Source organism: Plantactinospora soyae (assembly GCF_014874095.1).
GTDB classification, from domain to species: domain Bacteria; phylum Actinomycetota; class Actinomycetes; order Mycobacteriales; family Micromonosporaceae; genus Plantactinospora; species Plantactinospora soyae.
Genome location: NZ_JADBEB010000001.1, coordinates 4,922,703 through 4,944,982, shown reverse-complemented (window position 1 = coordinate 4,944,982; position 22,280 = coordinate 4,922,703). Strand labels below are relative to the sequence as shown.

20 protein-coding genes are annotated in these 22,280 nt (G+C 71.8%); 11 read left to right on the top strand and 9 right to left on the bottom strand.

Translation table 11 applies throughout. The annotated features are described in order from the left end of the window. The first annotated feature begins 76 nt into the window (after window positions 1-76). The gene (locus H4W31_RS21980; protein ID WP_192768371.1) at window positions 77-928 is read left to right on the top strand and encodes a SigB/SigF/SigG family RNA polymerase sigma factor; all 852 of its coding nucleotides are present in this window, start codon (window positions 77-79) and stop codon (window positions 926-928) included. 115 nt (window positions 929-1,043) lie between these two features. Then, entirely contained in the window at window positions 1,044-3,740 is a 2,697-nt protein-coding gene (locus H4W31_RS21975; RefSeq protein WP_404825609.1) for an ATP-dependent RNA helicase, read from the top strand. A gap of 84 nt (window positions 3,741-3,824) precedes the next feature. Here H4W31_RS21975 and H4W31_RS21970 read toward each other — a convergent pair whose 3' ends face one another. Then, window positions 3,825-4,553: a PP2C family protein-serine/threonine phosphatase gene (locus H4W31_RS21970; RefSeq protein ID WP_192768370.1), complete on the bottom strand. Its 729-nt coding sequence runs from the start codon at window positions 4,551-4,553 to the stop codon at window positions 3,825-3,827. A 305-nt stretch (window positions 4,554-4,858) separates the two neighbouring features. Here H4W31_RS21970 and H4W31_RS21965 point away from each other — a divergent pair, with 305 nt between their 5' ends. After that, the gene (locus H4W31_RS21965) at window positions 4,859-7,939 is read left to right on the top strand and encodes a glycoside hydrolase family 9 protein (protein WP_318783337.1); all 3,081 of its coding nucleotides are present in this window, start codon (window positions 4,859-4,861) and stop codon (window positions 7,937-7,939) included. A 90-nt stretch (window positions 7,940-8,029) separates the two neighbouring features. Here the strand turns inward: H4W31_RS21965 and H4W31_RS21960 are convergent, their stop codons facing one another. Next, a complete protein-coding gene (locus H4W31_RS21960; protein ID WP_192768369.1) occupies window positions 8,030-9,454 on the bottom strand; it encodes an Nramp family divalent metal transporter in 1,425 nt (474 codons plus the stop codon). Between the two features lie 107 nt (window positions 9,455-9,561). Between H4W31_RS21960 and H4W31_RS21955 the strand changes: the two genes are divergently transcribed. After that, a complete protein-coding gene (locus tag H4W31_RS21955) occupies window positions 9,562-10,089 on the top strand; it encodes a GNAT family N-acetyltransferase (RefSeq protein WP_404825608.1) in 528 nt (175 codons plus the stop codon). Window positions 10,090-10,178: 89 nt separating this feature from the next. On the opposite strand, the gene H4W31_RS21950 is transcribed toward H4W31_RS21955, so the two are convergent. The 3 genes from H4W31_RS21950 to H4W31_RS21940 form a co-directional block, all read right to left on the bottom strand. Then, a complete protein-coding gene (locus H4W31_RS21950; protein ID WP_192772299.1) occupies window positions 10,179-11,177 on the bottom strand; it encodes a TIGR03885 family FMN-dependent LLM class oxidoreductase in 999 nt (332 codons plus the stop codon). 75 nt (window positions 11,178-11,252) lie between these two features. Then, window positions 11,253-12,668 carry an NADP-dependent succinic semialdehyde dehydrogenase gene (locus H4W31_RS21945; RefSeq protein ID WP_192768367.1) on the bottom strand — a complete coding sequence of 472 codons (1,416 nt, stop codon included), beginning with the start codon at window positions 12,666-12,668 and terminating at the stop codon, window positions 11,253-11,255. Window positions 12,669-12,705: 37 nt separating this feature from the next. Then, window positions 12,706-12,975 (bottom strand): DUF6343 family protein, encoded by a 270-nt coding sequence (locus tag H4W31_RS21940; RefSeq protein WP_192768366.1) that lies wholly within the window; start codon window positions 12,973-12,975, stop codon window positions 12,706-12,708. Window positions 12,976-13,037: 62 nt separating this feature from the next. On the opposite strand from H4W31_RS21940, the gene H4W31_RS21935 reads away from it, so the two are divergent. Both H4W31_RS21935 and H4W31_RS21930 read left to right on the top strand, forming a co-directional pair. After that, entirely contained in the window at window positions 13,038-13,460 is a 423-nt protein-coding gene (locus H4W31_RS21935; RefSeq protein ID WP_192768365.1) for a PPOX class F420-dependent oxidoreductase, read from the top strand. Between the two features lie 177 nt (window positions 13,461-13,637). Beyond that, on the top strand, window positions 13,638-14,504 hold the full coding sequence (locus tag H4W31_RS21930) for an SGNH/GDSL hydrolase family protein (RefSeq protein WP_192768364.1): 867 nt from the start codon (window positions 13,638-13,640) through the stop codon (window positions 14,502-14,504). Window positions 14,505-14,588: 84 nt separating this feature from the next. On the opposite strand, the gene H4W31_RS21925 is transcribed toward H4W31_RS21930, so the two are convergent. Together H4W31_RS21925 and H4W31_RS42980 are read right to left on the bottom strand one after the other, a co-directional pair. After that, a complete protein-coding gene (locus tag H4W31_RS21925) occupies window positions 14,589-15,539 on the bottom strand; it encodes an EcsC family protein (protein WP_318783336.1) in 951 nt (316 codons plus the stop codon). Between the two features lie 355 nt (window positions 15,540-15,894). Further along, window positions 15,895-17,142, bottom strand: a complete 1,248-nt coding sequence (locus tag H4W31_RS42980) for a hypothetical protein (protein ID WP_225945631.1) — start codon at window positions 17,140-17,142, stop codon at window positions 15,895-15,897. A 294-nt stretch (window positions 17,143-17,436) separates the two neighbouring features. Here H4W31_RS42980 and add point away from each other — a divergent pair, with 294 nt between their 5' ends. From add to H4W31_RS21905, 3 genes are read left to right on the top strand one after another with little or no spacing between them, the layout of a single operon-like run. Further along, window positions 17,437-18,516 carry an adenosine deaminase gene (add, locus tag H4W31_RS21915; protein WP_192768363.1) on the top strand — a complete coding sequence of 360 codons (1,080 nt, stop codon included), beginning with the start codon at window positions 17,437-17,439 and terminating at the stop codon, window positions 18,514-18,516. Window positions 18,517-18,519: 3 nt separating this feature from the next. Continuing rightward, window positions 18,520-19,440: a proteasome assembly chaperone family protein gene (locus H4W31_RS21910; RefSeq protein WP_192768362.1), complete on the top strand. Its 921-nt coding sequence runs from the start codon at window positions 18,520-18,522 to the stop codon at window positions 19,438-19,440. Between the two features lie 33 nt (window positions 19,441-19,473). Further along, the gene (locus tag H4W31_RS21905) at window positions 19,474-20,268 is read left to right on the top strand and encodes an exodeoxyribonuclease III (protein ID WP_192768361.1); all 795 of its coding nucleotides are present in this window, start codon (window positions 19,474-19,476) and stop codon (window positions 20,266-20,268) included. A gap of 141 nt (window positions 20,269-20,409) precedes the next feature. On the opposite strand, the gene H4W31_RS21900 is transcribed toward H4W31_RS21905, so the two are convergent. Further along, window positions 20,410-20,592, bottom strand: coding sequence for a DUF397 domain-containing protein (locus H4W31_RS21900; RefSeq protein WP_192768360.1), 183 nt, complete (start codon window positions 20,590-20,592; stop codon window positions 20,410-20,412). Next, window positions 20,585-21,370 carry a helix-turn-helix domain-containing protein gene (locus H4W31_RS21895; RefSeq protein WP_192768359.1) on the bottom strand — a complete coding sequence of 262 codons (786 nt, stop codon included), beginning with the start codon at window positions 21,368-21,370 and terminating at the stop codon, window positions 20,585-20,587. The genes H4W31_RS21900 and H4W31_RS21895 overlap by 8 nt, the downstream gene beginning before the upstream one ends. 210 nt (window positions 21,371-21,580) lie before the next feature. Between H4W31_RS21895 and H4W31_RS21890 the strand changes: the two genes are divergently transcribed. Then, window positions 21,581-21,952, top strand: a complete 372-nt coding sequence (locus H4W31_RS21890; RefSeq protein WP_192768358.1) for a hypothetical protein — start codon at window positions 21,581-21,583, stop codon at window positions 21,950-21,952. Window positions 21,953-21,954: 2 nt separating this feature from the next. Then, window positions 21,955-22,245, top strand: coding sequence for a flavin reductase (locus H4W31_RS21885; protein WP_192768357.1), 291 nt, complete (start codon window positions 21,955-21,957; stop codon window positions 22,243-22,245). The last annotated feature ends 35 nt before the right edge of the window (window positions 22,246-22,280 follow it).

Here is a 22,280-nt window from a genome sequence, read left to right as displayed (position 1 = left end):
CCACCACGAACACCACCACGAATTTCGACATACACCGTCCCCACCACGACTTCCACCACGTGCAGGGAGGACCACCATGACCGCACCGACCACCACCCGGGCCACCACCGAGTCCGAGGCTCCGGCCACCGTCGCCGTCGAGACCCGCACCCGGTTCCCCGCCAAGTCCGGCGCCCTCGCCGACAGCGCCACCGACCTGCTCCTGGCCATGACCGCACTACCCGCGCAGCACCCCTCCCGACCCGCCCTGCGCGCCAAGGCCATCGAAGCCTGGATCCCCCTGGCCAACCACCTCGCCCACCGCTACAGCGGACGCGGCGAACCCACCGACGACCTCATCCAGACCGCCGCCGTCGGACTCATCAAAGCCATCGACAAATTCGACCCCACCCGCGGCGTCGACTTCGCCGGCTACGCCATCCCGACCATCATCGGCGAACTCAAGCGACACTTCCGCGACCGCACCTGGGACATCCGCGTACCCCGCCGACTCCAGGAACTCCGCCTCGCCATCAGCGAAGCCAACAGCAACCTGCTCCAGACCCTCGGCCGGTCCCCGACCGTCACCGACATCGCCCGCCACCTCAACCTCACCGAGGAAGAGGTCCTCGAAGGCCTCGAAGGCGCCCGCGCATACAACGCCGTCTCCCTGTCCACCCCGACCGGCGACGGCGAACGCGCCACCGAACTCGGCGACATGCTCGGCGGCGAGGACGGCGAATACGAACTCGCCGAACTCCGGGTCGCCCTCGGCCCCGCCCTGGCCACCCTCGACGAGCGCGAGCAGAAGATCCTCACCCTCCGCTTCTACGGCAACCTCACCCAGTCCCAGATCGCCGAGCAGATCGGCGTCTCCCAGATGCACATCAGCCGACTCCTCACCCGCGCCCTCACCAAACTCCGCGGCCAGCTCGGCGACACGTACTGAGCCATCGCACTGCCACCGCGATCCGGGTCCCGGCACCGTTGCCGGGGCCCGGATCTTTGGCGTAGCGGTCGCGGCCGAGGGCACCGACCGGCAGCACCGGTGCGACACTGGCCGCGTGCCGCTGCCCGAACCCGCCCCCGACCTGCCGGTCCAGCACGTCCTGCCCGCGCTGATCGGGGCGGTACGCGAGTCCGGCGCCGCCGTCCTGGTCGCGCCACCGGGCGCCGGCAAGACCACCCTGGTCCCACTGGCCCTGACCGACCAGGTCGACGGGCGGATCGTCATCGCCCAACCGCGTCGGGTCGCCGCCCGGGCCGCCGCCAGGCGGATGGCGGACCTGCTCGGCGAACGGGTCGGCGACACCGTCGGGTACGCCGTCCGGGGTGAGCGCCGCAGCAGTGCCCGTACCCGGATCGAGGTGGTCACCACCGGCCTGCTGGTGCAGCGCCTGCAACACGATCCCGAACTGGCCGGTACCGGTGCGGTGCTGCTCGACGAGGTGCACGAGCGCCAACTCGACGCCGACCTGGCGCTGGCCTTCACGATCGAGGTACGGGCCGCGCTCCGCCCCGAACTGCGGCTGTTGGTGATGTCCGCGACCGCGCAGGAGGAGCGGCTGGCCGCGCTGCTCGGCGGGTCGGCCGGGCCGGCGCCCGTACTCCGGGCCGAGGGCCGGGCGCACCCCGTCGACGTGGTCTGGGCTCCCCCGTCCCGCCCGGTGACCCCGCCGCACGGGTTGCGGGTCGATCCCCGACTGCTCGACCACGTGGCGGCCACGGTACGGCGGGCACTGGCGGACCAGGACGGTGACCTGCTGGTCTTCCTCCCCGGCGCCGGGGAGATCAACGGTGTCGCCGCCCGCCTGGCCGGGTTGCCCGGGGCGGTCGACGTGATCAGCCTGCACGGTCGGCAGTCCAACGCCGAGCAGGATGCCGCCCTGCGCCCGGCGGTCGACCGACGCCGGATCGTGCTCGCCACCGCCGTGGCGGAGACCAGCCTGACCGTGCCGGGCGTCCGGGTGGTGGTGGACGCCGGGTTGAGCCGGGTGGCCCGGACCGACCTGGCCCGGGGCCTGGGTTCCCTGGTGACGGTGCCGGTCTCCCGGGCGGCGGCGACGCAGCGCGCCGGACGCGCCGGACGCGAGGCACCGGGGCGGGTCTACCGGTGCTGGTCGGCGCTGGACCACGAACGGCTGCCCGCGCAGCCCGAACCCGAGATCATGGTCGCCGACCTCACCGCGTTCGCCCTGCAACTCGCCTGCTGGGGACATCCGGACGGGGCGGGCCTCGCGCTGCCGGACGCGCCGCCGGACGCCGCCATGCAGGTGGCCCGGGAGACCCTGGACGCGCTCGGGGCGATCGAGCCCGACGGTCGGGTGAGTGGGCGTGGCCGGGCCATCGCCGCGCTCGGCGCCCATCCGAGACTGGCCCGGGCGCTGCTCGACGGGGCCGGGCCGCTGGGCGCACGCCGGGCGGCCGAGGTGGTGGCGGTGCTCTCCGAGACGACCTCCGGCGACGACCTGGTGTCGGGCTGGCGCCGGCTGCGCTCCGGTACGGACGCCGCCACCGGCCGGTGGCGTACCGAGGTCACCCGGCTCCGGGCCAATCTCGCCGAACTCCCCGGCCCACCGGACGGCGGGCGGGACGCCGTCTCCGGACGCCCCGGTCGACAGGACGCTGGGCGGGCCGGCCGACAGGACGCCGGGCGGGCCGGCCGACAGGACGCCGGACGGGCCGGTCGACAGGACGCCGGACGGGCCGGCCGACAGGACGCAGGGCGGGCCGGCCGACAGGACGCCGGACGGGCCGGTCGGGGTGCCGAACCGGAGTTGTCGGACGACCTGGCCGCCGGGCTGCTGGTCGGGCTGGCGTACCCGGAACGGCTGGCCCGGCTCCGGCAGCCCGGCGGCAGCGCGTACCTGATGGCCGGCGGCACCGGGGCGGACCTGCCGCCCGGGTCCGGGCTGGCCGGGACGGAATGGCTGGCGATCGCCACCGCGGACCGGGCACCCGGGCGGCGCAGCGCGGCCATCCGGCAGGCCGCGGTGATCGACGAGGCCACCGCCCGCGAGGCCGGTGCCGCGCTGCTCCGCCGGGAGCAGGAGATCGCGTGGTCCGGTGACGACGTGCTGGCCCGCGACGTGGAGCGGCTGGGCGCGATCGTCCTGGTGGACCGCCCACTGGCGAAGCCGGACCGGGCCCTGGTCGCCGCCGCGCTACTGGACGGGCTGCGCCAGGTCGGACTGTCCCTGCTGACCTGGACCCCGGACGCGCTGGCGTTGCGGGCCCGGCTGGCGTTCTGCCGGTACGCGCTCGGCGAGGAGTGGCCGGACGTCGGCGACCCGGCGTTGCTCGACCGGGCCGAGGAGTGGCTCGGGCCGGAGTTGTCGAACGCCCGGCGCCGGGCCGACCTGGCCCGGATCAACGTTCCGACCGCGCTGCGCCGGCTGGTGCCCTGGGCCCGGGCGGCCCGGCTGGACGAGTTGGCTCCGGAACGGCTCGCCGTGCCGAGCGGGTCGCGGCACCGGGTGGACTACGCCGACCCGGCCGCACCGGTGCTCGCGGTCAAACTGCAGGAGACCTTCGGCTGGCGGGACGTGCCCCGGATCGCCGACGGGCGGGTACCGGTCCTGCTGCACCTGCTCTCCCCGGCCGGCCGCCCGGTGGCGGTGACCCGCGATCTCGCCTCCTTCTGGCAGACCGGCTACCCCCAGGTACGGGCCGAACTGCGCGGCCGTTATCCCCGGCATCCGTGGCCGTCGGACCCGACCGAGGCGGAGCCGACCCGGCGGCTGCAACCGCGCCGTCGGTAGGGCGTGTCTTGCGGATCTACTGGTGGGCTGCGGCGGGCTCAGGCGGCGATCCGGCAGGGCACGCCCTGGCCCGACGGGTGGTGTTCAGGGGCCGTCGATGATGTCCGCGACCACGACGGTGATGTTGTCCGGTCCGCCCGCCCGCAGGGCGAGGTCGACCAGCCGCTGTGCGCAGGCGGCCGAATCGGGGTATCCGAGCAACGCCTCCGCGATGCTGTCCGCACGGACCACATTGGACAGCCCGTCGCTGCACAGCAGCCAGCGGTCGCCCGCCTCGGGCACCAGCGTGGTGTAGGTGGGAGTGACCGCCTCGCCCTGGAGCGCCCGGGTCACCACCGCCCGCCGGGGATGGCTGCTGGCCTCCTCGGGGCTGATGACCCCCTCGTCGACCAGCATCTGCACGAAGGTGTCGTCCCTGGTCAGTTGGGTCATCGTGCCGCCACGCAGCAGGTAGGCCCGGGAGTCGCCGACATGGGCCAGCGCGAGGCAGGTCCCGGTCCGGGCCAGCAGCAGGGCGGTGAGCGTGGTGCCCATCCCCTGCCGTTCCGGATCCTCGGCGACCGCGCCCCGGATGCCGGCGCTGGCGGTGTCGATCGCCCCCTGCAAGGCGGCCACCAGCCCTTCCTCCGGCGTCTCCACGTCCAGCGGATGGATCGCCTCGATGGCGATGGTGCTGGCCAGGTCCCCGGCGGCCATGCCGCCCATGCCGTCGGCCACGGCGAGCAGCCAGGGTCCGGCATGCACGGAATCCTGGTTCGCGCCCCGAATCAGGCCGCGGTCGCTCACCGCCACGGATCGCAGCTTCAGGCTCATGGCAGGCAGCCTGCCAAAAAGATGGCCAGAATGCTTGCAGTAGATCACCGACCGGCCGGAGTGGCGATCGAAATTTACCGTCCGTCGCGCCCGAGATCACCCACCGCCATGCCTTCCGGTGCCGGTCGGCGGCCTCGCCGCACAGTCCGGCGGCGAAAGCGATCCAGAGTGGTCGATTGACAGGTCAGAAACGGACTGGCAACATCGGCTCCGTATTGGGAGCGCTCCCACCGATACTTCCGATTCTCCGCCGCGGACCCCCGCGATTCGCCGCACCCGGCGGCCCCCGACCGGAAGGACTCCCCGTGACCCGACCCCGCCACCACCTGCGTCGATGCCGACGCGCGCTCACCCTGCTCGCCACCACCGCCCTGCTACTGGGCAGCGGCGCGACCGGCGCCCGCGCCGAACCCGCGCCGCGCCTGGCGCTCGCCGAACACATCGTCAACGGCACCTTCACCGACTCCACCGCCCCCTGGTGGTCCACCACCAACCTTCCGCTCGCGGTCGTCGACGGCCAGCTCTGCGCGGAGGTACCCGGCGGACTGGCCAACCCCTGGGACGCCAGCCTCGGCCACAACGCCATCCCGCTGGTCGACGACGCCGGCTACACCCTGACCTTCCGGGCCTCGGCCAGCGCACCGGTCACGGTCAAGGCCAACGTGCAACTCAACGAGGACCCGTACACCACGGTCTTCTCCCGGGACGTCGCGCTCGCCGCCACCGCGCAGGAGTTCTCGTACGAGTTCAACGGCAACCTCGACTCGACGAACGGAACGCTCACCTTCCAGCTCGGCGGCGCCGCCGAGGCGTACACGTTCTGCCTCGACGACGTCTCGTTGAGCAGCGACGCCCCGACCGACCCGCCACCGGGCGGCGCCGAGCAGGTGGACAACGGGGACTTCGACGACGGCACCTCCGGCTGGTACTCCTACGGCACCACCTCGTTCGGAGTCACCGACGGGCGACTCTGCTCCGCCGTACCCGGCGGACTGGCCAACCCGTGGGACGCCGGAGTCGGACAGAACGACGTGACGCTGGTGGCCGGGGAGACGTACGCGCTCTCCTTCGACGCCTCCGCCGAACCCGGCGCGACCGTACGGGTGGCGGTGCAGTTGGGCGCCGAGCCGTACACGTCGTACTTCGCCGAGGACGTCGCGTTGACCGGGGAGGCCCAGCACGTCGAGCGGACCTTCACCGCCACCGAGGACACCACCGTCGCGCAGGTCGCCTTCCAGGTCGGCGGCAACGCCGACGGGTACGAACTCTGCCTGGACAACGTCTCGCTGCTCGGCGGCGAGGAGGAACCGCCGTACGTGCCGGACACCGGGCCGAGGGTCCGGGTGAACCAGGTCGGCTACCTGCCCGCCGGACCCAAGAACGCCACCATCGTCACCGAGTCCACCACCCCGCTCGGCTGGGAGCTGAAGTCGGCGGCGGGTGCGGTGGTGGCCAGCGGCCAGAGCACCCCGCGTGGCGTCGACGCCGCCTCGGACCAGAACACGCACAGCGTCGACTTCTCCGGGTACCGCACCCCGGGCAGCGGCTACACCCTGAGCGCCGACGGCGAGACGAGTCATCCGTTCGACATCTCGACCGACGTCTGGAAGCAGCTCCGCTCCGACTCGCTGCAGTTCTTCTACATCCAGCGCAGCGGCATCGCGATCGACGGCGCCCTGGTCGGCGCGGAGTACGCCCGCCCGGCCGGCCACCTCGACGTGGCACCGAACCGGGGCGACACCGACGTACCGTGCCAGCCCGGGGTCTGCGACTACCGGCTGGACGTCCGGGGCGGCTGGTACGACGCGGGCGACCACGGCAAGTACGTGGTCAACGGCGGCATCGCCACCTACCAGCTGCTGAACGCGTTCGAGCGGACCAAGACCGCACCCACCGGCGGCGGTGGCGCGGCGCTCGGCGACGGCACGCTGCGGCTGCCGGAGCGCGCCAACCAGGTGCCGGACATCCTCGACGAGGCACGCTGGGAACTGGAGTTCCTGCTCCGGATGCAGGTGCCGGCCGGCCAGCCGCTGGCCGGGATGGCGCACCACAAGATCCACGACCGGAACTGGACCGGGCTGCCGCTCCAGCCGGAGGACGACCCCGAACTGCGGGAACTCCACCCACCGTCGACCGCGGCGACGCTGAACCTGGCCGCCACCGCCGCCCAGTGTGCCCGGCTCTACGCCCCGTACGACGCGGCGTTCGCCACGCGCTGCCGGACCGCGGCGACCACGGCGTACGCGGCGGCCAAGGCCAACCCGACCCGGTACGCCGACCCGCTGGACGGCAACGGCGGTGGTTCGTACAGCGACGGGGACGTCACCGACGAGTTCTACTGGGCCGCCGCCGAGCTGTACCTGAGCACCGGCACCCAGTCCTATCTGGACGACCTGACCGCGTCGGCGCACCACACCGACGACGAGGTCTTCGGGGCGAACGGATTCGGCTGGGGCAGCACCGCCGCGCTCGGCCGGCTGGACCTGGCCACCGTGCCGAGCGGCCTGCCGGTGGCCGAGCGCGACCGGCTCCGCGCCTCGGTGGTCACCGCCGCCGACGGCTACCTCGCCACCGCCCAGGGTCAGGCGTACGGCCTGCCGATGCCGGGCGCCCCGGGCAGCTACTTCTGGGGCGCCAACAGCAACATCATCAACAACGCGGTGGTGCTCGCCACCGCCTTCGACCTGACCGGGCAGGCGAAGTACCGGGACGGTGCCGTGCAGGGGATGGACTACATCTTCGGCCGCAACGCGCTCAACCAGTCGTACGTGACCGGGTGGGGCGAGAACGCGTCGGAGAACCAGCACAGCCGGATCTTCGGCAACCAGTACGACGAGTCGCTGCCGAACCCGCCGGCCGGGTCGATCGCCGGTGGCGCGAACGCCAGCCTCGACGACCCGTTCGCGGAGCAGTTGCTCGAGGGGTGCGCGCCACAGTTCTGCTACGTCGACGACATCGCCTCGTACGCGACGAACGAGGTGGCGGTCAACTGGAACTCGGCGCTGGCCTGGATCGCCTCGTTCCTGGCCGACCAGGGCGGCGCCGGCACCACCCCGGCCGCCTCGGGTTGCCGGGTCACCTACACCAACTACGGCACCTGGGCCGAGGGCGGTGGCTTCACCGGACAGGCGACCGTCACCAACACCGGCAGCACCCCGATCAACGGCTGGACGCTGAGCTTCGCGTTCACCGGCGACCAGAAGATCCGGGAGGCGTGGATGGCGAAGGTGACCCAGGCGGGTGCCCGGGTGACCGTGCGGAACGAGTCGTACAACGCCCGGATCATGCCGGGCGGCAGCCAGATGTTCGGCTTCAACGCCACCACCGCCGGCGGCCCCAACCCCGACCCCGGCCTCTTCACCGTGAACGGCGCACCCTGCGGCTGACCGGCTCCGCCGGTTAGGAAGGGCCCCTTCTTCTACAAAAAACGAGAAGAAGGGGCCCTTCCTAACCAGCCACCCGCTAAGCAGGCACGCTCAGCGGAGCCAGTCGAGGAGGCGGTCACCCTGTTGCCAGACGGTGAGCACCGAGAAGACGCCGAAGAGGAGGACGGACCAGACCAGGGCCACGACGCGGTAGGAGCGGGGGCGGATCTGGACGGGCAGGACCCGGCGGTTGAGCACCAGCAGCAGGATCGAGTAGAGGAACATCATCAGGCCACCGACGCAGGCGGAGATGACCAGCAGGATCAGCGGCTGGTCGAACCCGGCGAGCAGGACGACGCAGCCGATGCCGACGAGTCCCCAGACCAGCGCGAAGTAGATCCGGCTCTCGGAGAACCGACGCAGGTAGGCGGTCTTGAGCACGTCGGCGGCGAGCCGGCTGGTGTAGTCGACGATGCCCAGCGCGGCGGCGAACAGCGACAGCGCCCCGACGGCCCAGAACAGGGTGCCGAACCATGGACCGACCAGTTCCTTCAGCCGCTCCCCCTCGACCTGGAGGAACGAGACGCTGTTGGCCAGGCCGGGTACGCCGTACACGGTGGAGTAGGCGAGCAGTGAGGTCAGCACGATGGTGACGAACGAGATCAGCACGAAGGTGATCAGCTGCTCCCGGTTCGCCAACCGCCACCAGCGGTGCCACCGGGTCAGGTTCTCCTCGGTCGGCTCGAAGACGAATCCGGCCGAGTCCGGTGCCGCCTCCTCCCGACCGGTGACCGGGCTGACCAGGCGGGGCACGTACTTGCCCATGCCGTAGCCCTTGTCCCGGATCCAGTTGGACTGCACGAGGTTCTGCCCACCGCCGGCTCCGGCGAAGACCAGTGCGGAGAGCATCAGCGCGAAGCCCAGTTCGGTGGGGAACTCCGGCGCGGTCACCGTACTGGGCAGGTCGCCCCAGGCCTCGGCCGAGATCGCGAAGATCACCGCCACCACGATGAAGACCAGCACGAGGCCGACCTTGACGAACTCGATCCGCTCCAGCGCGGTGTAGACCACCGGCGCCAGGGTGAGCGTCGCGCCGATCACCAGCAGCATGCCGATCGCGATCCAGGTCGCGTCGCCGCCGAAGAGGTACGTGACCATGGTCGCCGAACTGGAGGCCCAGCCGGGCCAGAGGTTGGCGAAGTAGACCATGATCGCGAAGACCAGTCCCCAGTGCCGCCAGAACCGGGAGAACCCGGTCAGCGCGGTCTCCCCGGTGGCCAGCGTGTACCGCTCGATCTCCATGTTCAGGAACCACTGGGTGACGATGCCGACCGCGGCGGCCCAGAGGAAGACCAGCCCCACCTGCGAGGCGATGTACGGAAAGAGGATGAACTCGCCGGAGGCCAGCCCCACACCCGCGGCGATCACGCCGGGGCCGATGACGGACCACGGCGAACGGGGTGCTGCTGGTAACTCCCGGACGGCTACCCCGGGAAGATGCTTCGTCGGGAACCGGTCGGCGGCGCTCTGCGTCATGCTGACCTCCAGGGGGACGGAGTACCGGCCGACGGGTGCCCGGAGGCCGGATCTGAGATCAATTCGCAGTGGTGTCGGTGGATGGATCATCTGTCAACATGGACGGTGTGACAACCGATCAGCTCGTCATCCGGGCCGGCGGCCCCGGAGACGTCGCCGCGGTGCTCTCCCTGCTCGACGGCGCGACCCGCTGGCTGGTGGCACGGGGACGTACCGGTCAATGGGGTACCGCGCCGCACTCCGGTAACCCCCGACGAATCGCCCAGGTCCGGCGGTGGGCCACGGCCGGCGATCTCTACCTGGCCGAACAGTCCGGCGTACCGGTCGGCGCGATCGTGGTCGGTGACGCCGTGCCGCACGTGCCACGGGCGAGAGAGCCGGAGCTGTACGTCAACCTGCTGGTGACCGACCGGGCCCAGGCGGGACGGCGGATCGGTGGGCGGCTGCTCGACCACGCCGAGGAACTCGCCCGTGAACGGGGCGTCGGGCTGCTGCGCGTCGACTGTTACGCGGGCGACGACGGTGCCCTGGTCCGCTACTACGAGCGCCAGGGGTTCACCGCGACGGAACCGTTCAGCGTGCAGCTCCTCGACCGGCGCTGGCCCGGACAGTTGCTGGAACGCCGGCTGTCCTGAGCCCCGCCCGGCCGACCCGACGGCACCCCGCTTCAACCTCGCCGGCAGCCTGGTCGACCTCGCCCGCCGGCTGATCAACCTCGCCCTGATCAACCTCGCCGGTCGCCGGTCGCGGCGACTACTGCGCCGGTCGCCTTCAGCTCGGGCAGGACCTTGGCGCCGAACGCGTCGATGAAGGCGTCCTGCTCCTGCCCGACGTGGTGCAGGTAGATCTCGTCGAAGCCGAGTTCGACGTACTCCCGCAGCCATTGCGCGTGCCGGCCCAGGTCGGCGGAGATGTTGACCACCTCGGCGACCCGGTCCGGCGCGACGACGGCCGAGACGGTGTCGAAGTGGTCGGTCAGCTCCAGATCCCAGCAGACCGGCGGCTCGAACACGTTGCTGCGCCACTGCTCGTACGCGATCCGGGCCGCCTCGTCCCGGTCCGGCGCCCAGCTCAGGTGGACCTGGAGGGCGAGCCGACCCCGGCCGCCGGCCTCCCGGTAGGCGTCGATCATGCGGCGCAGCCGGGGCAGTGGCGCGTTGACCGTGATGAGCCCGTCGGCCCACTCGGCGCACCAGCGGGCGGTCGATTCGCTGACGGCGGCCCCCACCAACGCCGGTGGTTGCTCCGGCCGGGTCCACAGCCGGGCACGGTCCACTGTGACCAGCCCGTCGTGGCTGACCTGCTCGCCGTCGAGCAGTGCCCGGATCACGTCGACGCACTCGCGGAGCCGGGCGGTCCGGATCTCCTTGCGGGGCCAGCCCTGCCCGGTGATGTGTTCGTTACTCGCCTCACCAGTGCCCAGCGCCGCCCAGAACCGTCCCGGGTACATCGCGGCGAGGGTGCCGATCGCCTGCGCGATGATCGCCGGGTGGTAGCGCTGACCGGGCGCGTTCACCACTCCGAGCGGCAGCGAGGTCGCCTGGAGCGCGGCGCCGAGCCAGGCCCAGGCGAAGCCGGACTGCCCCTGCCGGGAACTCCACGGCGAGAAGTGGTCGGACGACATCGCCGCGTCGAAGCCCGCCTCCTCGGCCCGCACGACGGCCCGCAGCAGGTCGGCGGGATGGATCTGCTCATGGGATGCGTGGATGCCGAACATCGTCATGGCGGTCATCCGTACCCCGTCGACGCCGCCGCCAATACCCGGTACGCCGGTTGATGTTCCTTTTCCGGAAAACTCCTACTCGCTGTGTGCGCCGGCACCCGGACCGGTGGCACCGCCCTCGCCCACCCAGACCGCCTTCAGGTTGCAGAACTCCCGGATGCCCTGCGCCGACAGCTCCCGGCCGTAGCCGGAGTTGCCCACCCCGCCGAACGGCAGTTCGGGGTACGAGGTGGTCATGCCGTTGATGAACACCATTCCGGCGTCGAGGTCGGTGGCGAAGCGCTCCTGCTCCGCCGGGTCCCGGGTCCAGGCGTTGGAACCCAGCCCGTAGTCGGTGCCGTTGGCCACCTCGATCGCCTCGTCGTACGACGACACCCGGTACAGCCCGGCGACCGGGCCGAAGACCTCCTCGGCGTACATCCGCATCGCCGGAGTCAGGTCGGTGACCACGGTCGGCGGGTACCACCAGCCGTCCCGGTCGGGGCGCTGCCCACCGCAGAGCACCCTGGCCCCCTGCCGCGCCGCGTCCTGGACCTGCTCCTCGACCTCGGCGCGGCCCCGTTCCGTCGCCAACGGGCCGATGTCGGTCTCCTCCGCCATCGGGTCGCCCATCCGCAGTGCCGACATCCGGGCCACGAGGGCGTCCGCGAACGCGTCGAAGACCTCGTCGTGCACGATGAACCGCTTCGCGGCGATGCAGGACTGGCCGTTGTTCTGGCACCGGGCGACGGTGGCCACCTCGGCGGCCCGCTGCACGTCGGCCGAGGGCATCACCACGAACGGATCACTGCCGCCGAGTTCGAGGACGGTCTTCTTGATGTGCTGTCCGGCGATCGCCGCCACCGAACGCCCGGCACCCTCGCTGCCGGTCAGGGTCGCGGCCCGGACCCGGGGGTCGGCGAGCACCCGCTCGACCGCCGACGACTCGATCATCAGGGCCTGGAAGGCACCGGCCGGGAACCCGGCCCGCCGGAACAACTCGTCGAGGTAGAGCGCCGTCTGCGGCACGTTCGAGGCGTGCTTGAGCAGCCCGACGTTGCCGGCCATCAGGGCCGGCGCGGCGAACCGCAGTACCTGCCAGAGCGGAAAGTTCCACGGCATCACCGCCAGCACCGGTCCCATCGGGTGGTACCGGCTGTACGCCTGGACGGCACCGATCGCCGCCGCGTCGGCCGGCTCGTCGGCGAGGAACCGCTCGGCGTGTGCGGCGTAGTACCGGCTGGCCATCGCGCACTTGGTCACTTCGGCCTTGGCCGAGGCGTACGTCTTGCCCATCTCCGTCGTCATCATCCGGGCGACGTCGTCGCGGTCGACCTCCAACAGGTCGGCGGCGGTGGACATCCATCGAGCCCGGTCGGCGAAGGTCGTCGTACGCAGCCTGTCGAACCCGTCCGCCGCCCGCGCGAGTACGTCCTCCACCTGCTGGTCCGTCATCTCGTCAAAAGTCTTGAGCACCCGACCCGTGCTCGGGTCGATGGTGGCGATCGACATCTCGTACTCCCTAGGGATCGGCGGGCCTGGCAGCGGATCACTCGAAGAGGGAGCGGCGGGTCCCCGGCGGGTCCTCACGGCGCCGCGCGGCCCGACGGCGTTGCACCACGATCAGGTCCACCACCGCCACCAGGGCGAGCACGCCGAGAATCGCCGCCAGCACCGGCTGGTCGGCCCGGGCTGCCAGCACACCGAGTACCACGCAGACGAGCAGGCCGAACGACGCCAGTGCCAGGCGCAGGTTCAGCGCGCTGTAGGGGCGGCCCACCGTCCCTTTCGCCCCACGGGGCTGCGGTCTCGCGGCCATTTCGCCGAACTACCCGGTATGGGCGTCGGCTAACCTGCGGCGGGTGGGGTAAGAAGAAGACCATGACGACTGGTCCGACACTCCCCGAGAGCCACGCCGACCTGCTGGCCCGCCCCCTCTTCGCACACCTGGCGACCGCCCGGCCCGACGGCGGGCCGCAGAGCAACGTGATGTGGTTCGCCTGGGACGGCGAGCGGATCAGGATGACCCACACCAAGCGACGGCAGAAGTTCCGCAACCTCCAGCACGATCCCCGGATCGCCCTCTCGATCGTCGACCCCGAGGACCCGTACCGCTTCCTGGAGGTGCGTGGCGTGCTGGAGAAGGTCGAGGACGACGACGAGGTGGCGTCCTTCTACCGGTCGCTCCAGGAGCGGTACAGCAACGTGTACGACATCAACGACGCACCGGTCCGGGTGATCATGACGATTCGGCCGGAGAACTTCGTCGCGGTGACCGGCGGGCAACCCGTACGGAGTCGCTGAGCCGGGGGCTCGACGGAACGCGTCGCCAGGGCCTCGGTGGGAGGTCGTCCGAGCGGCTGTCCGGTTCCCGTCAGGTCGGGAATCGGGGGCACCGGAGGCACCGCCGAGGGTTCCTGCGCGACGACGGCACCGCGTAAAGTTACGGAGCGATTGCTGTCCGCTCCGTACAGGAGAAGCATGCCCAGACGTTGGACCGCCGCTGTCACCGCCGTGCTCGCGGCCTTCGCGCTGGCCTGCGACGGGGCCCAGGGCGGCGGTAGCCAACCCGATCCCCCGGCCCAGTCACCCCGACCCGGCCTGCCCAGCTCGATCGCCGCGCTCGGCGACTCGATCACCGCCGGTTTCGGTTCCTGCCTGACCCTGGCCACCTGCCAGCGCAATTCCTGGTCGACCGGGGACGGCGTCCGGGTGGAGAGCCTCTACCGGCGGCTGCGGGAGGCCAACCCGGCGATCCGCGGCAGGGCGCGCAACGAGGCCGTCAGCGGCGCCCGGGTCGCGGGTCTGTCCAGCCAGGCCACCGACGCGGTACGGGCCAAGGTGGACTACGTGACCGTACTGATCGGAGCGAACGACGCCTGCCGGGGCGGAATCGACGACATGACCAGCGTCTCGGCGTTCCGGAAGAGCCTCGACAGCGGCCTCGCGGTGGTGAAGAAGGGCTTGCCCCGGGCCCGGGTGCTGGTGGTCAGCATCCCGGACCTGTACCGGCTCTGGGAGGTCGGGCACACCAACGACCGGGTGGTCCGGGTCTGGCGGGACCGGGTCTGCCCCGCGCTGCTCGCCAACGCGGCCTCGACCGCACCGGCCGACCGCACCCGACGGTCGACCTTCCGGGCCCGGATCGACGCCTACAACCAGCAACTCTCCGCCGCCTGCCGGGCCTACGGGTCCCGATGCCGCTACGACGGCGGCGCGGTGCACCGGGTCCGGTTCGACCTTGACCTGGTGAACCGACTGGACTACTTCCACCCGAACGTGGCCGGCCAGAACAAGCTGGCCGAGGTGACCTGGCGGGCGTCCGGCCTGGCCGGCCGAGCGGACTGACGGCCGACGGCCAGACTGGCCGCCGACGGCTGCAACGATCGGCTACGACCGCACTGGGTCACCTACGGCTGCATTGATGATCGGCTACGACCGTGGCGTGGTCGCCGGTGGCGGCGGCATGATCGCCGGGCGCTGCCGGTACATCTCCTGGGAACGGGCCGCCAGATCCTTGGTCGCCGACGAGTTCGCCCAGGTACCCAGGATGATCGCGGCTCCGGGCACCGCCTTGGCGAAGAGCCGCTTCGCGGCCCGGACTCCGGCCATCTGCGCCAGTTTGAGGCCCAACCGCAGCATCGCCTGCCGCAACGGCGTCCCCGACCGGCCGAGCATCGCGCCCGCCCGCTCCCGGCCGGCGGCCACCCCGAGCGCCAGCCGCGCGGTCTGGGCGATCTTGTGTACCCGCTGGAGCACCAGCAGGTCGGTGGCCCGGTCGGCGTGCTGCGGATCATGGCCGTAGGCCGCCGCGACGTGCAGGACCATCCGGGCCTGGGTCCACGCCAGCACGCCCATGTCGAGGACCGCACCGGGCAGGCCGGCGGCGCCGGAGATCGCCCCGGACAGCCGTGCCCGGTTGACGAACTTCCGGATCGCCACCTCCGCCACACCGTCCGGCGACAGGTCGGGAGAATTCGCACGGGTCCGCTCGACCCATGCCTGAGCCTCCGGGCCGAGCCGTCGTACCGCCTCTAGCGCGAGGTGCTCCGGTGCGTACTGCGGATCGGCCTTCATCCGGTCCCACAACCCGCTGGGCGGTACGGCCGCCGGGTCCTGGTCGTCCGAATCCGCCGAGCCCTCCGGACCGAATGTCGCGCCGTCGCCCGAACCGGGCGGGTCGGCGTCCCCGGGCCGACCGCCCCCGAGCCGGTCCGCCTCGGCGGCCGGACGGGGAGCCGTCGCGGGCGAACGGGGAGCCGGCGCGGGCGACGCGCCCGGACCGGTGCCGGGCGCCGGACCGGGGCCGGGGGTTGGGGACGGGACGTCGGGCGACGGAACCGGCGCGGCGGTCTCACCGCCGGCCGGGAAGGACTCGGTCACGGAACACGCTCCGGAACTGGGTGGGAGGACGACTCGGGTGGGACCATCGGCGCGACGGCCGCCGGCGCGATCAGCGGCGGCCCCGTAGCTTGGCCATGATCTGGCGCATCCGATGTTGGTTCGACGGCTTGGCCATCTCGCGACGGCCCCGGTCGATGAGTTGCCGGCCCTTGGGCGACCTGAGGAACATTTGAATCCGCTGTACCAATGACGCCATCTCGGTCCTCCTGTGGTGGTCCTGCATCAGGTTTACCCGATTCGGCGTCCCGCCACACCGGCCGACGGAGATGCCCGGGTCCCGACCTCCATGGTGGCTGGACCGATCAAGCCGGCGACCCGTCGATGTCCCCCAGGTTCACCGCCGCGACGGCACGAGCGCCTCGACCACCTGGGCCGCCTCTCCCTCGTGCTTGGCGTAGTGCTCCGGGTACGCCGAAACCTGCACCGCCTGCGCCGCCTCGGTCAGCCGCATCCGTTCCCAACCGGGCACCTGCCGCAGGGCGTCGAAGAACCGTGCCGTCGCGTACGCCGGGTCCATCAGCCGGTTGACCGGTCCCCAGCCGCTGCTGGTGCGCTGCTGGAACAGGCCGACCGAGTCGTGGTCCCAGCCGCTCCCCTGGTGCGGGTAGCGCTTGGATTCCGGCAGCACCTCGCTGGCCCGGTTGAGCAGGTTGCTCTCCTGCATCGCGGTGGCCACGCCGATGACCAGCGCCCGGCGCGGCATGCCCATGTCCCGGCCGGTCCGCACGATGGCCCGGGCGTTGTTCATCTGCACGTCGGAGAGCCCGGCCACCGGGGCGGCGTCGACCAGCGGCGAGTCGGGCGAGTCGCTCCGGTCCGACCCGGTGGACCGGGACGATCCGCCGGCCCCGGGACGGTCACGCTCGGCCGACCGGCTCGAACGGTCCGGGGAATCCTCGCCGGGCGACGTGGTCGGCCGGGACAGCGCCACCCGGTCGTCCGGGTTCGCCGCGCTGGCACCCGTCGGGCTGTCCGGCTGGCCGGCCGCGCCGACCACGGCGATCGCGCCCAGGCAGCAGAGCACGCCGGCCGCGACCGCGACCCGGGCGGGACGTCGTACGCCGTGCGGGGTCCGCAGGCCCACCCGGACGGCCAGGAGGTTGGCGCGGGCGGCGAATCGACGGGCCCACGGCGCGGCCAGCCGGAGGGTCCGGTGCAGTACCCGCTCGGCGGCCCGGAAGGCGGCGAACCGGCGGGCGCGGACCAGCGCGGGCCGGGCGAGGCCGGCCACGGCCCTCCGCAGCACCGACCCGCTGGCGCGCAGTCGGGTCGACGTCGGCGCGACGGCCCGCCGGAGCCGGAGCACGCCCGGCGCGACGGCCCGCCGAAGGCGGAGCAGACCGGGCTCAACGGCCCGGCGGAGGCGGAGCAGGCCGGGCTCGATCGCCCGCCGGAGCCGGGCGGCCCCGGTTCGGAGGAGAGCCCAGAGCCGGGCGAGCAGGAGGGTCGACCGGAGCAGGACGCTGGCGGTCGGTCGGGTCCGCTCCGGTGGGGATGCCGGGTCGGCGGAGGGAGCCTCAGCCGATCGGACAGTGCCGGGCTTGGCGGCGTTCACGGTCTCAGAACGGTCGTCGTCAGGCATCCGACGAGGCTAGGCAGCCAAACCCCCGACTACGGCGAGTCATCGAGTGGGCCTGCCCACAATCGTCGACCGATCAACCGGTCAGCGACCCGCAGGCGTGGGCGGCACCGGCCAACCCGGGCGAGACCGACATCTCGGGGAAGCCACGTTTTACGGATCAGTCCGGCATCTACCTTCGAAACGACCGTCACCCAACGCGACCCCGAACGCCTCCTCCGATCGGAGGATCCGGTACCCGGCCGATCGGTGCCCCACCCGCTGCCCGAACCGGGCGGTGCCGTGAGACCGTGGGTCATGGCACAGGTCACCGGGCCGGTACCGAGGCGAGAACTCCGCCCGCTGCCCAAGACGAACCTGCACCTGCACCTGACCGGCTCGATGCGGGCGAGCACCCTGACCGAGTTGACGGATCGCTACGGGCTGCCGCTGCCCGACCCGCTGCCGACCGGCGCCGTACACGGCTGGTCGGCGTTCCAGAGCCGGTACGACCTGGCCCGCGCGGCACTGCGTACGGCCGACGATCTTGCCCGGGTGGTCGCCGAGGCGGTCGCCGACAACGCCGCCGAGGGCGGGGGCTGGCTGGAGATCCAGGTCGACCCGACGACGTACGCCGTCCGACTGGGCGGGCTGGAGCCGGTGGTGGAGGCGGTGCTGGCCGGGGCCGGCGGTGGCCGTACCGGAGTGATCCTGGCGGCCAGTTGGGCCGGACCGCCGGCACAGGCCGAGCGGGTCGCCCGGATCGCGGCCAGGTACGCCGGGGCCGGTGTCGTCGGCTTCGGGCTCTCCAACGACGAGCGGCGCGGCCGGATCACCGACTTCGTCCCGGCGGTCCGGACGGCGACCGACGCCGGGTTGCTCGCGGTACCGCACAGCGGCTTCTACGAGGCCGCCTGGCACGTCCGCGACTGCGTGACGCTGCTCGGCGCGCACCGGGTGGGCCACGGGCTCACCGCCGCGACCGATCCGCCGACCCTCGAACTGCTCGCCGCCCGGTCGGTCGCGATGGAGGTGTGCCCCAGCTCATACCCGCCGTTCGGGGTGACCGCGGACCTGGCGTCGACCCCGCTGCGCGCCCTGCTGGCCGCCGGTGTGCCGGTGGCGCTCGGTACGGACGACCCGCTGCTGTTCGGTACGGGCCTGCTCGACCAGTACCTGCTGGCCCGGAATGTACTGGGTTGTACCGACGAGGAACTGGCCACGCTGGCCCGGCAATCCATCGACGCCTCGGCTGCCCCGTCGGAGGTCCGGACGGCGATGCTGGCAGGCGTCTCCGAGTGGCTCGGTGGAATGGACCAAGATAGCGGCAGCGTTTGCTACATCGGGGCGCCGTCCGCCATGGGCGCGTCCCGGCGTACCCCGTTGAGGAGGTCCTGACCGGTGCTCGACCCGAACGAGCTCTACCAGCTCACCGATGACCTGCCCGAACTGGGTCAGCCGGTGCTGATCCAGGCGCTTTCCGGCTTCGTCGACGCCGGAAACGCGACCCGGCTCGCCCGGGAACACCTCGCGTCGACGCTCGACTGCCGGACGATCGCCACCTTCGACGTCGACCAGCTGCTCGACTACCGGTCCCGGCGGCCGACGATGATCTTCGTCGAGGACCACTGGGAGCACTACGAGCAGCCGAAGCTGGAGCTGCACCTGCTGCACGACGACGCCGGAACGCCGTTCCTGCTGCTCTCCGGCCCGGAACCGGACTTCCAGTGGGAACGGTTCATCGCGTCGCTGACCGGCCTGATCCAGCGGCTCGGAGTCCGGCTCACCCTCGGGCTCAACGCCATTCCGATGGCCGTGCCGCACACCCGACCGATCGGGGTGACCGCACACGCCACCCGCCCGGACCTGATCACCGGCTACGAGTCGTGGCTACAGCGCATCCAGGTGCCCGGCAGCGCCGGCAACCTGCTGGAGTTCCGGCTCGGGGAGCAGGGTCGGGACGCGCTGGGCTTCGCGGTCCACGTGCCGCACTACGTCGCCCAGACGGAGTACCCGGGCGCGGCCGAACTGCTGCTGACCTCGGTGTCCCGGGCCACCGGCCTGCTGCTGCCCACCGAGACGCTGCGGACCTCCGCCGAGGCCGTACGCCTCGACATCGACCGCCAGGTGGCGCAGACCGACGAGGCCACGTCACTGGTCCACGCGCTGGAGGAGCAGTACGACGCCTTCACCCGTGGCCGGGGCGGCCCCAACCTGCTGACGAACCAGACCGGGCCGCTGCCGACGGCCGACGAACTCGGCGCGGAGCTGGAACGGTTCCTCGCCGAGCAGGGCCGGCCGGGGGACACGCCGGGCAACTGAGCGCGGCGGCGCCCGATCCGGCAGGCTGGGCACATGCGTCTGGCGACCTGGAACGTGAACTCGGTCAAGGCGAGGTTGCCCCGGCTGCTGGCCTGGCTCGCCGACACCCGACCCGATGTCGTCTGCCTCCAGGAGACGAAGTGCCCGGACGGGGCGTTTCCGGTCGACGAGGTCGGCGAGCTGGGCTACACCGTGGCCAGCCACAGCGACGGACGCTGGAACGGGGTGGCCATCCTGTCCCGGGTCGGGCTCGACGACGTCGCGGTCGGTTTCGCCGACGAACCCGGCTTTCCGGAACCGGAGGCCCGGGCGATCTCGGCGACCTGTGCCGGGGTACGGGTCTGGTCGATCTACGTGCCGAACGGGCGGACCCCGGATTCTCCGCACTACGAGTACAAGCTGGCCTGGCTGGCGGTGCTGCGCGACGCGCTCGCCGCCGAACTGCGTACCGGCCGGCCGCTGGTGGTCAGCGGGGACTACAACGTCGCCCCGACCGACGCCGACGTGTGGGATCCGGCGCTGTTCGTCGGCTCCACCCACGTGACCCCTCCGGAGCGGCAGGCGCTGACCGACCTTCGCGCCCTCGGCCTGGCGGACGTCGTACCGACGCCGATGAAGGGGCCGCACCCGTTCACGTACTGGGACTACCGGGCCGGGATGTTCCACCAGAACAAGGGCATGCGGATCGACCTGGTGTACGCGACCGACTCGTTCGCCGACGGTGTCCGCTCGGCGTACGTCGACCGCGAGGCCCGCAAGGGCAAGGGCCCGTCCGACCACGCCCCGATCGTGGTGGACGCCGACCTGGACGGCGATGATGAAGGTTGACCTGAAGCATGGGTCGAGCCGAGGGTTCGCGGGGCACCGGACGGTGCGGCGGTTTCGCCTAACGTCGCAGCGTCACCGCACATCCAGAGGCCGCCACAAAGGGCCCACGGCATGACGCCGAGGGCCCTGCGGGGACTGCGGTCAGTGCAGCTTGGCGAGGCCGACGAACGCCCGCCACGCGGCCGGCTCGAAAGCCAGGGTGCCGCCGTCACGGTCCTTGGTGTCCCGGACCAGCACCCGGCCGGGAAGGTTGTCGGCAACCTCCACGCAGTTGCCCTGGTTGGTGCCGCTGCGGCTGCTCTTGCGCCAGTTCGGCTCAGTCATGGTCGTTAACCGCTTTCATGATCAGGTCTCGCGACAAGCTTACCGGCAGGGCCAGACCCTGGATGGTCTCCCAGGACCGCTCCAGCTCGTCCACGTCGGCCCCCTCCGTTATCGAACGTCCTCGAAGCTGGTCGTCAAGGTAGACGGCGCGCCCTCGGGCCGGAAGGGTCGCGAGCATGAATGCCCCGGTCAGGCCAGGATGCAGGCCAGCGACCCGGGGCACAATCAGGATTTGCACCTGGGGCTGGCGGCCCGCCTCGATCAGGTGGCCTAGCTGCTCTTTCATGACGTCGGCAGGCCCGTAGGTCAGGGCCACTTCACAGAGGACGGCAGACAGCATCGGAGGTTTCGGCCGATCGATGGTGACCGCCTGCCGTTCCCGCCGAACCTGTACCGTCCGGTCGATCACGTCGTCCGGCAACCTGCCACTTTGCAGCAGTACCCGGGTGTAAGCCTCGGTCTGCAACAGTCCCGGGATCAGGCTGTGCTCGAAGCAGCGGAGCATCGTGGCGCGTTGCTCATGCTCCGTCCAGGGGCGCAGCCAGGTCGGCCGGGCATCGTCCCGTGACTCCTGGGCCGCCCGCTGGATCTCGTCGCCGGTCTTGAACAGCTCGTCCAGGAGCCTCGCCGTGTCCGGCTGGGGGATCATCCGGCCCTGCTCGAATGACGCGATAGAGGCACCACTGAGGCCGACGGCCGACCCCACCTGATCACGGGTCAGCTTCGCCTGTTTCCGCTGTTCTCTGAGGATTTCCCGGAGATCACTCACGTACTCCACCCGACTCCAGCTCAGCTAGCAAAGTTCCATAAGGACTCTCTTTCATTCATCTTCCGCTCCATCTGCGTCCTGGTCCAGGGTGGAGTGCAAGCGGCTCTGCTCGGACCCACACCCGCGAAGTCCGGGACGGGCGGGGGCGCGCGGGGGTAGCGCTGGGAGGGGATCCGTCGGCGCTTCCCCCGCTCCCATTTCGACAGAGGAGGGGACAACATGAAATGGCTACTGCGGCCCAGACCAAGACACCGCCGGGACTGGCGGCGGTTCTGGCGGTACTGCCGATGCGGCTTCCGCTGGGCCTGCCCGGACTCGGTCGGTCGCGTCCCGATGCCGTACGAGCCCTGTGTCCGGCCGTTGACCGCTGCCGAGTACCGGGCGGGCATGGAAGCCTCGTCGCCCGTGCCCAAGGTGGTACGTCTGGACCCGATCGTCCCGCCGGCACCGGCCGAATTCCGGGCGCGGATCAATCAGCGGCACCCGCTCTGGAATTCCCCGTCCGGGGTGCACAAGATCGGCCGGGCGGGCGCGCTGACGCGAGGCCGGCTCCACCGAGCCCGGCACAACGAGCGGGCCGGCCGGGTGTAGTCGTGATCGGGCCGCAGGAGCGCTGGTACCGGTCCATGCGGCGGGCTGCGCAGCGGCGCTACCCAGCGGGCCGCCACAGCCCGACACCGTCGTACCGGTGTCAGACCTGCCAGGACCCCTGGCCCTGCGCGCCGGCCCGCCTGGCCCTGCTGGTCGGCTTCAAGGGTGACCGGGTCGGGCTGATGATGTACCTCGCCTCCCACCTCGCCAGCGCACTGGAAGCACTGCCCGACACGCACCCCGCGCTGATCACCGGTCAGCTCCTCTACTGGGTGCCCCGGCGCCGTCCCTGACCTGCCTCATCACGCGAACGGCTCGCCCCGGTGTC